The organism is Flavobacterium rhizophilum (assembly GCF_046000485.1).
Taxonomy (GTDB): Bacteria; Bacteroidota; Bacteroidia; order Flavobacteriales; family Flavobacteriaceae; genus Flavobacterium; species Flavobacterium rhizophilum.
On record NZ_JBELQB010000016.1, the window covers coordinates 1 to 16004 of the forward strand.

General features: G+C 37.8%; 18 protein-coding genes. 3 read left to right on the plus strand and 15 right to left on the minus strand.

The genetic code is table 11. The features are described from left to right. The coding region (locus tag ABS768_RS16395) for a T9SS type B sorting domain-containing protein (protein WP_408076046.1) at positions 1-399 on the plus strand (399 nt) is incomplete at its 5' end. 128 nt (positions 400-527) lie between these two features. Here ABS768_RS16395 and ABS768_RS16400 read toward each other — a convergent pair. Next, on the minus strand, positions 528-1718 hold the full coding sequence (locus ABS768_RS16400; RefSeq protein ID WP_408076047.1) for a pyridoxal phosphate-dependent aminotransferase: 1191 nt from the start codon (positions 1716-1718) through the stop codon (positions 528-530). A gap of 161 nt (positions 1719-1879) precedes the next feature. Further along, complete coding sequence (locus tag ABS768_RS16405) at positions 1880-2308, minus strand: DUF1573 domain-containing protein (protein ID WP_408076048.1); 429 nt, start codon at positions 2306-2308, stop codon at positions 1880-1882. A 165-nt stretch (positions 2309-2473) separates the two neighbouring features. Here ABS768_RS16405 and ABS768_RS16410 point away from each other — a divergent pair, with 165 nt between their 5' ends. Further along, positions 2474-5104, plus strand: a complete 2631-nt coding sequence (locus ABS768_RS16410) for a valine--tRNA ligase (protein ID WP_408076049.1) — start codon at positions 2474-2476, stop codon at positions 5102-5104. An 84-nt stretch (positions 5105-5188) separates the two neighbouring features. Here ABS768_RS16410 and ABS768_RS16415 read toward each other — a convergent pair whose 3' ends face one another. The 8 genes from ABS768_RS16415 to rsfS form a co-directional block, all read right to left on the minus strand. Next, on the minus strand, positions 5189-6259 hold the full coding sequence (locus ABS768_RS16415) for an RHS repeat domain-containing protein (RefSeq protein WP_408076050.1): 1071 nt from the start codon (positions 6257-6259) through the stop codon (positions 5189-5191). A 123-nt stretch (positions 6260-6382) separates the two neighbouring features. Continuing rightward, the gene (locus ABS768_RS16420; RefSeq protein WP_408076139.1) at positions 6383-7027 is read right to left on the minus strand and encodes a superoxide dismutase; all 645 of its coding nucleotides are present in this window, start codon (positions 7025-7027) and stop codon (positions 6383-6385) included. Between the two features lie 132 nt (positions 7028-7159). Next, on the minus strand, positions 7160-7423 hold the full coding sequence (locus ABS768_RS16425; protein WP_035135699.1) for an acyl-CoA-binding protein: 264 nt from the start codon (positions 7421-7423) through the stop codon (positions 7160-7162). Continuing rightward, positions 7423-8076, minus strand: coding sequence for a phosphatidylserine decarboxylase family protein (locus ABS768_RS16430; RefSeq protein ID WP_408076051.1), 654 nt, complete (start codon positions 8074-8076; stop codon positions 7423-7425). The genes ABS768_RS16425 and ABS768_RS16430 overlap by 1 nt, the downstream gene beginning before the upstream one ends. After that, on the minus strand, positions 8066-8878 hold the full coding sequence (locus ABS768_RS16435; RefSeq protein ID WP_408076052.1) for a phosphatidate cytidylyltransferase: 813 nt from the start codon (positions 8876-8878) through the stop codon (positions 8066-8068). Before ABS768_RS16435 ends, ABS768_RS16430 begins: the two co-directional genes overlap by 11 nt. A gap of 1 nt (position 8879) precedes the next feature. Continuing rightward, on the minus strand, positions 8880-9482 hold the full coding sequence (locus ABS768_RS16440; protein ID WP_330444057.1) for a lactate utilization protein B/C: 603 nt from the start codon (positions 9480-9482) through the stop codon (positions 8880-8882). Between the two features lie 105 nt (positions 9483-9587). Next, complete coding sequence (ftsH, locus tag ABS768_RS16445; RefSeq protein WP_408076053.1) at positions 9588-11522, minus strand: ATP-dependent zinc metalloprotease FtsH; 1935 nt, start codon at positions 11520-11522, stop codon at positions 9588-9590. 12 nt (positions 11523-11534) lie between these two features. Continuing rightward, positions 11535-11906, minus strand: coding sequence for a ribosome silencing factor (gene rsfS, locus ABS768_RS16450; RefSeq protein ID WP_035135710.1), 372 nt, complete (start codon positions 11904-11906; stop codon positions 11535-11537). A gap of 94 nt (positions 11907-12000) precedes the next feature. Here rsfS and ABS768_RS16455 point away from each other — a divergent pair, with 94 nt between their 5' ends. Beyond that, complete coding sequence (locus ABS768_RS16455; protein ID WP_408076054.1) at positions 12001-12729, plus strand: biotin--[acetyl-CoA-carboxylase] ligase; 729 nt, start codon at positions 12001-12003, stop codon at positions 12727-12729. Here the strand turns inward: ABS768_RS16455 and ABS768_RS16460 are convergent. From ABS768_RS16460 to pyrE, 5 genes are all read right to left on the minus strand, one after another. Continuing rightward, entirely contained in the window at positions 12726-13424 is a 699-nt protein-coding gene (locus tag ABS768_RS16460; protein WP_408076055.1) for a DUF4241 domain-containing protein, read from the minus strand. The genes ABS768_RS16455 and ABS768_RS16460 overlap by 4 nt on opposite strands. Positions 13425-13490: 66 nt before the next feature. After that, positions 13491-14237, minus strand: coding sequence for a metallophosphoesterase family protein (locus tag ABS768_RS16465; RefSeq protein WP_408076056.1), 747 nt, complete (start codon positions 14235-14237; stop codon positions 13491-13493). Next, positions 14237-14776, minus strand: coding sequence for a hypothetical protein (locus ABS768_RS16470; RefSeq protein ID WP_408076057.1), 540 nt, complete (start codon positions 14774-14776; stop codon positions 14237-14239). The genes ABS768_RS16465 and ABS768_RS16470 overlap by 1 nt, the downstream gene beginning before the upstream one ends. Before the next feature lie 86 nt (positions 14777-14862). After that, positions 14863-15255, minus strand: coding sequence for an SRPBCC family protein (locus ABS768_RS16475; RefSeq protein ID WP_408076058.1), 393 nt, complete (start codon positions 15253-15255; stop codon positions 14863-14865). Between the two features lie 103 nt (positions 15256-15358). Then, the gene (gene pyrE / locus ABS768_RS16480) at positions 15359-16000 is read right to left on the minus strand and encodes an orotate phosphoribosyltransferase (protein ID WP_157482476.1); all 642 of its coding nucleotides are present in this window, start codon (positions 15998-16000) and stop codon (positions 15359-15361) included. Positions 16001-16004: the final 4 nt, after the last annotated feature.

The window sequence follows — 16004 nt, forward strand, 5'->3', positions numbered from 1 at the left end:
ATGTGGCAGAGCAGCAATGTGTTTACCGATGTACCTGCGGGTACCCACACGGTATATGTAAGGGATGTTAAAACGGACTATGCCTGTGATGAGATAGCCATAGAAGGCGTAAGTTTAGTGGACTATCCACATTACTTTACCCCTAACGGTGACGGTTACCACGATACCTGGAACATCATCGGACTGAACCAGCCGGATGCCAAGGTATATATCTTTGACCGTTTTGGTAAGCTGATCAAACAGATCAGTGCTACCGACGATAGTCAGGGTTGGGACGGAACTTACAACGGTAACCCTTTACCTGCTACGGACTACTGGTTTAGTGTAACCTACCGTGAATTGGTAAACGGAGAACCTGTAGAGAAAGAGTTTAAGGCTCATTTCTCACTGAAGAGATAATATCTTTAACAAACTATAAACACAGAAAAGGCAGCCAATTGGCTGCCTTTTTCTTTTGAGTGTAATACATAATTATAGGGTATAAAAAAGGGAGGCTAATGCCTCCCTCTTCTTTACAACTATTATGATTAGCTGTTGTATTGTTTTAGTGCTTCTGCAAGTATTTCTACAGAGCGAACTAAGTCTTCTTTTTTAAGTACGTAAGCGATTCTTATTTCATCTAACCCAACATTAGGAGAAGAGTAGAAACCTGCCGCAGGAGCCACCATTATAGTTTCTCCGTTAAGGTCAAATTTTTCAAGAAGCCATTGTGCAAAATCGTCGGCATTTTTAACAGGAAGTTTTGCTATGCAGTAAAAAGCACCTTTAGGAGTAGCAACCTTTACACCTTTAATCTTATTAAGTTCGGTAATTAAAGTATCTCTACGCCCTTTATATTCTGTAATAACTTCATCAAAATAACTTTGAGGAGTTTCAAGGGCAGCCTCGCTTGCAATCTGAGCAAAAGTAGGAGGGCTTAGCCTTGCCTGAGCAAACTTCATGGCAGTAGCCATTACCTCTTTATTTTTGGAAACAATACATCCTATCCTAGCACCACACATACTGTATCTTTTAGAAACAGAGTCAATCATTATGGCATTTTGTTCAATACCCGGTACATTCATTACAGAGTAATGTTTGTCTCCATCGTAAGTAAACTCACGGTATACTTCATCTGCAATAAGGAAAAGATCGTGCTTCTTAACCAGTTCGGCAAGTTGCTGTATTTCCTCTTGAGTATAAAGGTATCCTGTAGGGTTACCCGGGTTACAAATAAGTATTGCTTTAGTTTTAGGAGTGATAAGTTTTTCAAAATCAGCAATAGGAGGAAGGGCAAAACCTTCGTCTATTGTAGAGATTACCGGTACAACCTTAACTCCCGAAGCAGTAGAGAAACCATTGTAGTTAGCATAGAAAGGCTCTGGGATAATGATCTCGTCACCATCATCCATGGTACTTCCCATAGCAAACAATAATGCCTCAGAACCACCTGTTGTGATAATTATATCGGCTGCATTAACAGATACTCCGTGGTTTTGGTAATAGTCAGCTAGTTTATTTCTGTAGCTTTCAAAACCTGCAGAATGGCTATACTCCAATATTTTAATGGAGTTGTTTTTAATAGCTTCAAGCGCTACATCCGGAGTTTTGATATCCGGCTGGCCAATATTAAGGTGGTATACTTTGTGGCCTTTTTTCTTAGCTCCCTCAGCATAAGGAACTAACTTCCTTATAGGAGACTCAGGCATTAATTGTCCCTTATTTGATACTTTAGGCATTGTATTGAATTTTAATTTTTTTGATGAGCAAATTTGCGACTTTTTTTATAAACTTTATAATATAAAATTCATCTAATTCACAGTTTTGTAATTTATTAAACTAAAACCAATAAAAAAGCCCCGCCAAATGGCAGGGCTTTGCTATATTCTTAATTTGTAGCTTACTGGTTTGGAATTGCTTTTTTCTTTTCCAGTATGTTAACTTCTTCTTTTTTAACTACATTACCTTTAATCTTAAGGGCAACTACTCCGTCAGGGTGGTTAACAGCATTAGACTGTACGGTAATGGTTTTTCTTATCGGGCCCGGGTGCATGTTGTACTTAACCTCTATTTTTCCTGTTTTACCAGGCATAATAGGTTCTTTTGGTTTTGTAGGTACGGTACATCCGCAGGTAGATTTTACATCTTTAATGATAAGAGGGGCATCTCCGGTATTGGTGAATTCAAAAATTCGTAATCCGTCATCGGTTTCTTTACTCACGGTACCATAGTCAATCGTATCCTCTTTGAATTCGATTTTGGCGCCAGACTGAGCATTTGCTGTAATAGCTATAAGCAATACAGCGATTAGTCCTAAAAACTTTTTCATTTGGTGTGTATTTTAGTTTTAGTAATTTTAGTAAAAATAATTAGATTTAAATTAAGAGCAAATATTCACTGCTCTTTTTTTTAATTTGTACTTATATGGTTACTTTTGCATACATTTTACAAAAATCAGACCATAATTTTTTAAATTATTATATTTCAGATAGTTATGACTATACCTGCACAATTTGACGCTAAGGCAGCAGAGAAAAAATGGTACGATTACTGGATGCAAAACAATTATTTTCATTCAGAACCTGATCACAGGACACCGTACACTATAGTAATACCTCCGCCAAATGTTACGGGTGTGCTTCATATGGGGCACATGCTTAACAATACTATACAGGATGTATTAATAAGGAGAGCAAGGCTTAAGGGCTTTAATGCCTGCTGGGTCCCTGGGACCGACCATGCTTCTATTGCTACTGAGGCTAAAGTTGTTGCCAAACTTAAAGAAGAGGGTATAAATAAGAGTGACCTTACCCGCGAGGAGTTCCTTAAACATGCCTGGGACTGGACCGAAAAATATGGTGGCGTAATCCTGGATCAGCTTAAAAAGCTGGGTGCTTCATGCGACTGGGAACGTACTAAGTTTACTATGGATCCGGATATGTCGGCTTCTGTAATCAGGTCGTTTGTAGACCTGTATAATAAAGGCATGATATACAGAGGGTACCGTATGGTAAACTGGGACCCTGAGGCTAAAACAACCCTTTCTGACGAAGAAGTTATTTATGAAGAAAGGCAGGGTAAGCTGTATCATTTAAAATATAAAATTGAAGGTAGCGAGGATTTTGTAGTAATTGCAACAACCCGTCCCGAAACTATTTTAGGTGATACTGCCATATGTATTAACCCTAATGATGAGCGTTATACTCACCTAAAAGGTAAAAAGGCTATTGTGCCTATAGCTAACCGTGTAATTCCTATCATATTTGATGAATATGTTGATATGGAGTTTGGTACAGGATGCCTTAAAGTTACACCTGCTCACGATGTTAACGATAAAGAACTTGGCGAAAGGCATAACCTTGAAATAATTGATATTTTTAATGAGAATGCTACCCTTAACAGTTTCGGACTTCATTATGAAGGTAAGGACAGGTTTGTGGTTAGAGAGATGATTGCTCATGAGCTTCAAACTATTGGTAGCCTTGAGAAGATAGAAAACCACCTTAATAAGGTAGGTACTTCCGAAAGGACTAAGGCTGTTATTGAGCCAAGACTTTCTGACCAGTGGTTCCTAAAAATGGAAGACTTGGTTAAGCCTGCTATCAAGGCGGTTTTAGAGACTGAAGAAGTTAAGCTTTATCCTAAACGTTTTGAAAATACCTACCGTCACTGGATGGAAAACATTCGTGACTGGAATATATCACGCCAGCTATGGTGGGGGCAGCAAATACCTGCTTACTACTATGGTGAAGGCAAAGAAGATTTTGTTGTTGCCGAAACTGCCGATGCTGCTTTAGAGCTGGCTAAACAAAAAACAGGTAACGCAGCACTAACGGTAGCCGACCTGAAACAGGATCCGGATGCACTGGATACATGGTTCTCTTCATGGTTATGGCCTATGGCTGTTTTTGGAGGGGTTATGAATCCGGAAAACGAAGACTTTAAATACTATTACCCTACTAACGATCTTGTTACCGGACCGGATATCCTTTTCTTCTGGGTAGCGAGAATGATTATAGCAGGATATGAGTATGCAGGTGAAAAACCATTTACCAATGTTTATCTTACTGGTCTGGTTAGGGATAGCCAGAGAAGAAAAATGTCTAAGTCGCTGGGTAACTCACCGGATCCGCTTGATTTGATTGAGAAATTTGGTGCCGATGGTGTACGTGTAGGACTACTGTTAAGTGCTTCTGCAGGTAACGACATTCTTTTTGATGAAGAACTTTGTAATCAGGGTAAAGGTTTTACGACTAAGATATGGAATGCTTTCAGGCTTATAAAAGGCTGGGAGGTAAGCGATATAGAGCAGCCAGAGTATGCTAAAAAGGCTATTGAATGGTATGAGGCTAAGTTACAAAAAACATTAGTTGAGATTGAAGACCATTTTGAGAAATACAGAATATCAGATGCGCTTATGGCTATATATAAGCTGGTATGGGATGATTTCTGTTCATGGTTCCTTGAAATGATTAAGCCGGGCTATCAGCAGCCTATAGACAGGGCTACTTTTAATAAGGCTATCGAAATGCTTGAAAACAACCTTAAGCTGCTTCATCCATTTATGCCATTCCTTACAGAGGAAATATGGCAGCATATTGCCGAAAGGACTCCGGAAGATGCACTTATCGTAGCCAAATGGCCGGAAGTTAAAGAGGTAAACGAAAAGCTTATTGCTGACTTTGATCTTGCTGCCGAAGTTATTTCAGGGATAAGAACCATAAGAAAAGATAAGAACATACCTTTTAAAGATACTATTGAGGTTAAGGTGATAAACAATGATAATTCATCAGATTATTTTGATGTTATTGTTGAGAAGCTGGGTAATGTTTCTTCTTTTGAATATGTAACCGAAAAGGTAAACGGAGCTCTTACTTTTAGGGTGAAATCAAACGAATATTTTATTCCGGTATCAGGTAATGTAAATATTGAAGAAGAGATTGCTAAACTGGAAGAGGAACTTAAATATAACAGAGGCTTTCTTAAATCGGTTCAGGCGAAGCTTTCTAACGAGAAGTTTGTAAGTGGTGCACCTGAAAAGGTTGTGGCTATAGAGCGCCAAAAAGAGGCTGATGCTCTTGCTAAAATTGCTACTATAGAGCAAAGTCTTGAAAGCCTTAAATAATTTAAGATATACATCATAAAAAAACGGGAGCTGATAAGCTCCCGTTTTTTTATATACAACCTAAAGTTAAATTAGTACTACTGCTTATGGCAGGTAAGTAATTATCCTCTCTACAACAAAAGTTTCCACACCGTTTATTGATATGGTTTTTTTAGTCCAGTTTCCTTTATCATCATATTCATATCTGTAAAACTTAGAATCTTTAATAGCATTTTTATCATCGGCTACATTAAATTCTGTCATGCTGTTGTGGTCGTCATACGAGTATCCTGCTTTGTATACAATGTTGCCGTCCTGTTTAACAACCATGCCCAGTTTATTGCCATTGTTGTCATAATGGTATTCGGTTACATGTTCAATACCTTCATCACCATCTTTAAGGTATTCAATTATTAAGTTTCCTTTAGTGTCGTAAGTAAATTTTTGAACCCTGCCCAGCTTTTTATCACCATCAATAGTTTCCTTGCTTATAAGCTTATCGCCATCATATTTAGAATTGGTAATGTATTCAATACCTCCGTCTTTATTATAACGTGAAATAGAAGTTACATTTCCGTTCTCATCATACTCATATATGTTTTTAAACTGAATGCTTTCTGTTTTAAGATAAGAATCTTCTTCTTTTACATTACCGTTTTCGTCGTAAATAAAACTAGTCCTGTCCTGTAAAATGTCCTGAGCATTATATTTGGTTACATCAACTACCTTATCTCCTTCAAAACGCTGTAATGTCCTGCTAAGCTGAGTACCATCGGCATTTCTTTTAATTATGTTTGTGTTGTTGCCGTTTTCCCATGTGTAATCGGTTTTAATAAACGGTTTACCTGCCATGTACTGGGTAGTACTTATAAGTTTATCTTTTCCTTCATAAATAGATTCCTCATAAGGAGTATCTCCTTTAATCCATTTTCTTTCCACTACAAGTTTACCTTCGTCATTAAACACAAGGTCGAAATCGTGGCTGTATTTTACCTCGCGTTTATGCTCACCTTTTTCAGATCCGTTAAGGGCATATGACTTCTCACTTATGCTTTCAACATTTCCAAGAAGCTCATAGCTGTCCCAGTCGGCTTTTGATCGGTCTATTACTTTTTTTTCTTCTTTTTGGCAAGAGGCCAGTATTAGTAGTAATGCAAGAGAAAATATACGTTTCATTTTAAGATTGTGTTAAGAGTTTCAAAAGTCTGCTTTTTTTTTCAAAAAGTCAATTGAGGGAATCATTTTTTAAATAAAAAAATCCGCCCATAAGAGCGGATTTAATATTTAGGGCTAAAAATATTATTTAGCTATAGCTGCTTCATATTTTTTTGCAACTGCATCCCAATTAATTACGTTGTAAAAATTAGAGATATAGTCTGGTCTTTTGTTTTGGTAATGTAAGTAGTAAGCATGTTCCCATACATCTATAGCAAGTACCGGAGTACCAGATATACTAACACCCGGCATTAAAGGATTATCCTGATTAGGAGTTTGACCTACAGCAAGTTTGCCTGATGCATCTACATATAACCAAGCCCAACCTGAACCAAACTGAGTTCCGGCTGCCTCGCTAAACTTATCTTTAAAGTTTTCGAATGAACCAAAGTCTTTATTAATAGCTTCTGCTAGAGCACCTGTTGGCTGTCCGCCTGCATTTGGAGCCATTATCTCCCAGTAAAGGTTATGGTTGTAATAACCACCACCATTGTTTCTTAGGGCTTTGTTGTCCATGTCCATGCCTTTAAGAATTTCTTCGATAGATTTGTTTTCTAAATCTGTACCGGCAATAGCTTTGTTTAACTTGTTTGCATATCCCACATGGTGCTTAGAGTAATGGGTTTCCATGGTTTTAGCATCGATATATGGTTCCAGAGCATCGTAAGCATAGCCTAGTTTAACCAGTTGGAATTTACCTTCGGCCTTAACATCGTCAGGATTTCCCATTGCTGGTGCTTCTGCTTTTTCCGGCTCAGGTACCTGCACCTCTTCCAGATTATTTTTTTCTTTGCACGATTGCAGTGAAGCAACCAGTACTAAAGCAGAAAAGAACATCTTTACGTTTTTCATGATAGTAATTTATTTAATTAGAGAATTGATTAAATCGATATAATGCTGCTTGGCTTCGTCTGCGCTTAAGTGCCTTATCTGCATCCATGCATTCATCTTAAAAGCGCTTCTCAAATCGTAGGACTGGTAATAGCTTTTCTTGGCATCGCCAAGAGTTGCCTGTTTATAGTAGGCATAAATTTTTAGCATGACGTCCTGAGGCAAAGCCTGCGTCATATTTGAAGCTTTCTCATAAGCTTCCTGAAACAGAGTATCTAAATTTTTCTCCTGCATTAGGCTTTCTTCGCTATTATGGTTTTACCGCCTATAGCTTTTTGGTTAAGCTCAACATCTATTTCTGTACCTAAAGGTAAGAATAAATCGACTCTCGACCCAAATTTAATAAAGCCTGCATCTGTACCCTGAACCACATGCATACCTTCTTTGGCATAATTTACAATACGTCTTGCCAGGGCACCGGCAATTTGTCTGTATAAAATATCACCAAATATGCTGTTCTCTATTACTACAGTTGTGCGTTCGTTTTCCTCACTCGCTTTAGGATGCCATGCCACAAGGTATTTACCGGCATGGTATTTACTAAACTTTACAAGTCCGTTAACGGCATAACGCGTAACGTGAACGTTAATAGGCGACATGAATATAGATACCTGTAGGCGCTTGTCCTTAAAGTACTCGGGTTCATATACTTCTTCAATAACCACAATTTTACCGTCTACCGGTGCAATAATGGTATGGTCTGCAGCATTTACAGGACGTTTAGGATTTCTGAAAAACTGAAGGATAAGCACTATGAATACCAGTGCAAATACCTGAATAAACTTTAAAAGCCAGTAGTTGACAATAAATTTTTCTGCCAGTAATACAACCGCTACGGTTATAGCCAGCGATCCTAAAATGATTTTAGCTCCTTCTTTATGAAACATAATTGATTATTTGGTAATACAAAAATAAGAAAGGTATCGCAAAAATAATACTATCCAGCCTGTCAAGTATGCCACCGTGTCCCGGCATTATGTTTCCGCTGTCTTTTACGCCTGCTGTCCTTTTAAATTTAGATTCTACTAAGTCGCCTAATGTACCGAATATTACAAGTATGGTACCTCCGGTCATCCAGACTGTTGCCGACTGAAATGTATAAAAGCGACTAAGGATATAACTGCCTATAAGGGCAAAAACCAAACCTCCTAAAAATCCTTCGATGGTTTTTTTAGGCGAAATTTTCTCGTAAAGTTTGTGTTTGCCTATAGCTCTCCCTGTAAGGTAGGCAAAGGTATCGTTAATCCATATTATTATAAATGCACCAATTATAAGGTAAGGGTTGTATTCGATATCAGAAATGAAAGGGTATTTCATTAACAGGGTAAAGGGTATAATAATATAGCCTATAAGTAGTGCTATTTTAGCAGAGTTTTTTAATTGCCCTGTTTGGTTTCCCTGTTTAAATAAATCATAAAGTAAAATTATCCCTATAAAAACTGCACCGCAGTTTAGTATTAAGTTGTTTTGAAAACTTTTAGGAATAAAAAGGGTATATAGCATAAATACTGCTGCCAATAGCAGTGCCTGTATTTTGCTAAATTTTATAAGGTTACAGAATTCTAACACCGAAAGGAACATAAATAGCCCAAATAGTACTATAAAGCTAATTTCGGAATATAGTGTTGAGGCTATTAACAGGATTATATAAACTATGCCTGATAGTGCCCTGGTTAAGCTTTCATTCATTTTACAGATCTTCCAAAAGAAGGAGGTACAGGTTTTTGGCTACACTGCCATAATGCAGGAAATCCTCTTCTTTGGCCTTTTCAAAATATTTAATAGTGGTGATGTTGGTAGGGTATTCCCTGTCGTATTTTCTTTTGATTTCCCTAAGCCCGTCACTCTTGGAATTAAGTATTTGGCTGGTTGTTGCAAAGATTACCATATTGGCAGGAAGCTCGTTTGGTTTTTTCTGTTTTATCTGGTTTGATGAGAACAGAATCGATCCTTCGTCTGCAATAAGGTTTTCACATCCGGCTAATAAGAAACGTGGGTTTTTAGGGGTATCGTAAGAAAGTTTATTTTCTTCCAGTAAGCTGCAAAGTTTTGGTTCAAAACACAAAGCTTCACATTCAAACCAGTCGTTTTCTTCTAAAATGTTCAAAAACTGATCGTGAACTTCAGTTAAATTGTCACAGTATAAAAATTTACCGCCGTTTTTTCTGAAGTTGTGAGTAAACAGTTCATCCGCGGGTACTTGTTTTTCGGGCAAAAACGGACTGGTTTCCATGTTTTTATCCTCGTTTGAATCATTATTGGGGGAACCAAAAATTTTTCTGAAAAGACTCATACCTATTATTTCGCGTTTTTCTGTAGTTTCATTCAAAGATAAAAAAATCTTAATTCAATACAGGTACTGAATTAAGATTTTTACTATAAATTATGAAATTCCGGTTTATGCTTCTGTAACTACTTCTGCATCTGGTCTTCCAAATGGTCTTTTGCCAAAAATATCTTCAAGGTCATCTTTAAAAATAACTTCTTTTTCAATAAGTATATCGGCTAGTTTTAAAAGCTTATCCCTGTTTTCTTCAAGAATTTGTATAGCTCTTTCATACTGCTCTTCTATAAGAACCGAAATCTCTTTGTCTATAACCTTAGCAGTCTCTTCAGAGTAAGGTTTAGAGAAGTTGTATTCGCTTTGTCCTGATGAATCGTAGTAGGTAATATTACCAAGCTTGTCATTAAGTCCGTAAACGGTTACCATGGCTCTTGCCTGCTTAGTTACTTTTTCAAGATCACTTAACGCACCGGTAGATATTTTGTTGAATATTACCTTTTCGGCAGCACGTCCACCCATAGTCGCACACATCTCATCCATCATTTGGTCTGGCCTAACAATAAGTCTTTCTTCAGGAAGGTACCATGCAGCACCAAGGCTTTGTCCGCGGGGTACTATTGTTACCTTAACTAGCGGAGCAGCGTGTTCCAGCATCCAGCTTACAGTAGCATGACCGGCTTCGTGTATAGCGATAGCTCTTTTCTCTTCCGGAGATATGATTTTATTTTTCTTTTCAAGTCCGCCTACAATCCTATCTACAGCATCTAGGAAATCTTGTTTATCTACTGATTTTTTATCTTTTCTGGCTGCGATAAGGGCTGCTTCATTACATACATTAGCAATATCAGCACCAGAGAACCCCGGAGTTTGTTTTGCTAGGAATTCAGTATCAAGGTCTTCTGACTTTTTTAGCGGTTTTAAATGTACCTCAAAAATCTCTTTACGCTCCCTGATATCCGGAAGGTCTACATATATCTGTCTGTCAAAACGTCCTGCACGCATAAGGGCTTTATCCAGTACATCGGCACGGTTAGTGGCTGCTAATACGATTACGTTAGTATTTGAGCCAAAACCATCCATCTCTGTTAGTAACTGGTTAAGCGTGTTCTCACGCTCATCATTAGAGCCGGAGAAGTTGTTTTTACCACGTGCACGTCCTACAGCATCAATCTCATCAATAAATATGATAGCAGGAGATTTCTCTTTAGCCTGTTTGAAAAGGTCTCTTACTCTAGATGCACCTACACCTACAAACATCTCTACGAAGTCTGAACCCGAAAGGGAGAAGAAAGGTACCTTAGCTTCACCTGCAACAGCTTTTGCAAGTAATGTTTTACCTGTTCCCGGAGGTCCTACAAGTAGTGCTCCTTTAGGAATTTTACCACCTATACTGGTGTATTTTTCAGGGTTTCTAAGGAATTCAACAATTTCCTGTATTTCTTCTTTAGCACCTTCAAGTCCGGCAACGTCTTTAAAGGTTACTTTGATGTCATTTTTCTCGTCAAACAGTTTAGCTTTAGATTTCCCTATGTTAAATATCTGTCCGCCGCCACCTGCAGCTCCGCCGCCTGCCATACGACGCATCATGAAAATCCATAAGGCTACAAGTACAACAATAGGAAGAAGGGTAAGGAATAAATCACCCATCATGCTTTCCTCTTCAACAGAGTATTCGCTCAGCTTACCGCTTTGTTCGGCATCATAAAGCTTTTTGTCAAAAATTTCATTTTTAGGCCCCTTGTTTACACTGTACTGAGGTCCTTTTGTATTTAAATTGCCAAAAATATCTTTTTGTACATCCTTGTGTTCATCACTTTTTAGAGCCGATTCTTTAAGGTATATTTTAGCCGAAGAGTTGTTTGTAACAACCTTTTCTATTTCTCCTTTATCAAGATATTCGTAGAATTTTGATATGGAAAGCTTTTCAGGTCCATTTAAAAACGACCCGCCACCTACAAAATTGATGGCAATAAGCATTAAAAAAATTCCGGCATATATAAGCCAGGGGCTTACCTTAAATTTATTCTCTGGTTTATTATCTTTTGACATGAATTTCTTTTATTAGTAGTTGTTTCCTATAGATGTTATCTTGGCATCTCCCCACAGGCTTTCTATGTTGTAGTACTCGCGTATGTGTTTTTGGAAGACATGAACAACAATGTTTACATAATCCATTAGTACCCATTCGCCGTTTTCAGTTCCTTCAACATGCCATGGTTTGTCTTTTAACTCTTTGGAAACTATTTTTTGAACGGAGTTAACAATAGCGTTAACTTGTGTATTGGAGGTACCGTTGCATATTACAAAATAGTCGCATACGGTGTTATCGATTGCTCTTAAATCAAGAATATCTATATCATTTCCTTTAACTTCTTCGATTCCTTTAATGATGTTTGCTAACAATACATCTGTGCTTATATTCTTTTTTGCCATTTAATATTTAATATATTCTACAAAGTTACCATTTTTTGTATTTACTTTTGACTTTGTTAAGTTATTAAAAAAGACTTTATTTTCTATCCTTTTAATGAATATTATCAAACTCAGTGCCATAGCGTCTACTAACGACTATTTAAAATCATTGTCAACCACCCAGTATCTGGAAAACTTTACCATTGTTGTTGCAGAACACCAAACAGCCGGTAAAGGGCAAATGGGTGCAAAATGGGATGTACAGCCCGGTAAAAACCTTACTTTTAGTGTGTTAGTGAAAGATGTACTGCTTGGTATCAATGAAATATTTAACTTAAACGCTGCAGTTGCCGTTAGTATTATTGAAGCTCTTGAAGAAAATAATGTAAAAGAACTTGCTATAAAATGGCCTAACGACATTTTGGCAGGGAATAAGAAAATAGGAGGGGTACTCATAGAGAACAGCATTAAGAACAATGGTGAGATATTTTCGGTTGTGGGTATTGGTTTAAATGTTAATCAAACTGATTTTGAAGGACTTCCCAAAGCATCATCTATAGCGGTGGTTACTGGTTATGAGCAGGACAAAACAGCACTACTTAGGGGTATAGTTGAAAACCTTAAGCGTAATGTTGCTGCACTACTTCACAAAAACGCTGCTCCAATATGGGCTAAATACCATAAAAAGCTTTATAAAAAAGGGGTGCCTATGCCGTTTGAAAAAGACGGACAAAGGTTTATGGGTATCATACAGGATGTGAACAGTAGCGGTAACCTTTTACTATTACTGGAAGACGACACTGTGGCAGAATTTAAGATTAAAGAGCTGCAAATGCTGTATTAATCATAATCTTCCTCCTGGTTGTCTTCAAATTCATTAATAAGGAAATCAATAACCAACTCAATGGTTTCTCCGTTTTCATCAAGTCCCCAATAAGCAGGGTAGTAGCCGTCTCCCCATCCGGAGGCAAACATTATGACATTATTGTCAGACTCCTTGTCAGGACGGTGATCATTCCAGTCACCCAATTCTCTTGAGAATTTATTTTTTGACGAATAGGCCTTAAACTCATCTGCTAATACCTCGTCATAATAATTAGCTTCAGGGTCTTTTTGCTGCAATTCATCCATTTTGGCATTAAGGGAAGCGTTGGTCTCTTCGTCAAGGAAACAAGCAAGTCCAGAGTCTACAGGGAAGCCGAAGAACTCATCATCTGTAAGTTCATTCATTTCCTCTTTAGTAATGTCGTCTGTAATGGCAAGTACCCATTTTGAGGCATCCTTGCTTCTAAATTTAATTTTGGCGTAGGCTATACGGAAATGTTCTTCATCTATTTCGGTAACATATACATAAACGGGGTACTTGTCAGGTAATACCGTGCGTTTAAACGGACGCTGATCGTAGGTGAAAAACGGGTCGGCTGCAATAATTTTTCCGGTAGGCAAATTGAGGTCGCCCACATGAATTTCAACCAACTCATGCATTCCCATATCATCATCCAGATTGTATTCAAATTCAAAGTCGTTTGAGTTTTCCATAATTGGTGAGTTTTTATGGTAAGTTAGTTAAAAACCGTGTGACAAGGCAAAGGTTTTATAAATTTTTTAACCGGATTTTTTTGTGAACCTGTCATAAAAATTAGTTACCAGGCTGGTTTTTATACTGTTTTCCTCAAGAGTAATTATACGATAGGCAAACGAGTTGACATTAACCTCTATTGTAGGGGAGTTCTTTTTTACCTGAAAAGCTACAGAAGGGGTTATATACTGCGTTATTTTCCTGTCAATACGCTTGTCAGGCATATGGTAGTGGCCACAAAACACGGTAACGGGCTGCCTGCTTTCCTGTAAGATTTCGTTAATCATATCGCGGTTTTTAAGCGGATAGGCTGTATCTACTCCTGTAGGGAACCCCAGTACAGGATGATGTATAAAAACGATAATCTTTTTTAGTGTATTTATTTCGGAAGTAAGCCATACCATTTGGGCCTCGCTTATTTCTCCCGATGAGGAGTCCATGTAAATGTATTTATAGAACTCGTCTTCGTGAGTGTAGTAAAGTTCGGTTTCGCTTTGAGAGCGGGTACCGTGGTAGTAAGGAATTACATCTTTAAAAACATCGTGGTTCCCTAACGTAATTTTGAAGCCGGGCTTATAGTCTTCCAGTTTTGAAAACAGCCATTCAAGGTCTTCTTTTACGGCCAAGTCTCCGGTAATAACAAGATCATCAAACTTATCTAAAGCAATGTTTTCCAAAACAGCTTTAAGGTTCTTTTTTGGGTTTGCCCCACGGTCTAAAGCCGAAGGATCCCCAAGGTGTGTATCTGTAATGTGTGTTATTATTTTAGACATTATTCCTGATCGGGTGTTTTTTCATCCGGTTCAAAAACAGGGTCTATTCGTCCCGGAATAACTATTTCGTCACTAAGATTAGGTATAAGCGTTTTCATGGTAGGATGGTTGTATCCTGCTGTGTCCAGGAAATACCAGTTTTTACCCTTGTTTTCAGATATGGCCAATAAACAGCTTTGGGAAGTTAGTTTACCGCCCTTAACCTTCATTTCAATCATTTGTATAAGCGTACACTGCATAGTACCGTCTTCCACCGTTATGATTTTTGAAGGTGCAGAATAGTCTGTTCCTAAAAATGAGACTCCTTCATTTTCAAAACCGTCGAAGCTTCTTTTCAGATTTTTGACCATGTTGTCTTTTCCTCCCATAGCCTTCATAACTTTAGGATGGGTATATGTAGCAAAGGTGTTATAGTCCTTATCAAGGAAAGACTGCCCCATGTCATTAGCCTGCTTTAAAACAGATTGTTCGGGAGTTTGTGCAACAGAAATTGAAACTATGCTTATGGAGAGGAGTAATGTGTATAAAAACTTTTTCATTCAGGATTAATGTTTAGTCCTGATAAAAGTAATAAAAAAAGCCTTTTAGACAACTAAAAGGCTTTTGGTTTTATGCTTTTTCGCAACTACAGCTTGTGCATATTAGCGGCTAATGTTTCAATAAATTTACTGATGGGCCCTTTAACCATCATGGCCATCATGGCGTTAAATTCACCTTCAAACTTTAACTGTACTGCGCTCGAAGCATCAGATACAGCGTCAATATTACCTGTTAGGGTAAAAGGAAGCTTATCGCTTGCAGCACCAAGAACAATTTTGTTTGGGGCTGATTTTTCTTTCATCTTAAGTTTGATTTCAGGCATACCCTTAAGGGCAAAGATGAACGATTCATCTCCTGTTACCTCAAACTTAGCTATGTTTTCGGGCATTAGTTTTTCAAAATTTCTAACATCGCTAAGCGCGTCAAAAATATACTGTGCCGATTTTTCTACTGTTACTTTAGGACTTTCTAAATTCATAGTGGTAGGTTTATGGGTTTTAAGTTTCAGGTTGCCAATTCAACTATTATTGGTTTTGTATTGGGCAATGACTGAAATCTAAAATCTCAATTCTAAAATCTGATTACTGCCCCCAGGTATCAGGGGTTTTTCTCCATTCTTTAAGCGTGTCGTGCTCCTCTTCGGTAATATACTGTTTAGAAACGGCAAGCTCTAAAAGCGTGTCGTAGTTACCAAGAGTGTTTAGCTTAACACCTGCATTAGTAAAGTTTTCTACAGAAACATCAAAGCCATAAGTAAAAATAGCTACCATACCTTTTACGTTTGCACCTGCTTCTTTAAGGGCTTCAACTGCCATAAGGCTGCTTTTTCCGGTACTGATAAGGTCTTCTACAACAACCACGTTCTGTCCTTCCTGAAGGTATCCTTCAATTTGGTTTTGACGACCGTGTTTTTTTGGTTCTGGCCTAACATACACAAACGGAAGCCCCATAACATCGGCAACAAGCATACCTATACCAATAGCTCCTGTTGCAACACCGGCAATAACATCGGGCTTGCCATATTCCTTTTCTATATGTTTTGCAAATTCCTCACGGATGTAGTTTCTAATCTGTGGGAATGACAGCGTAATCCTGTTATCACAATATATTGGAGACTTCCATCCTGAAGCCCATGTAAAAGGATTTTTAGGATTTAATTTAATTGCGTTTATTTGTAAAAGCAATTCTGCTGTTTTTTTAGCGGTATCTGTATTAAAAATCATAGTG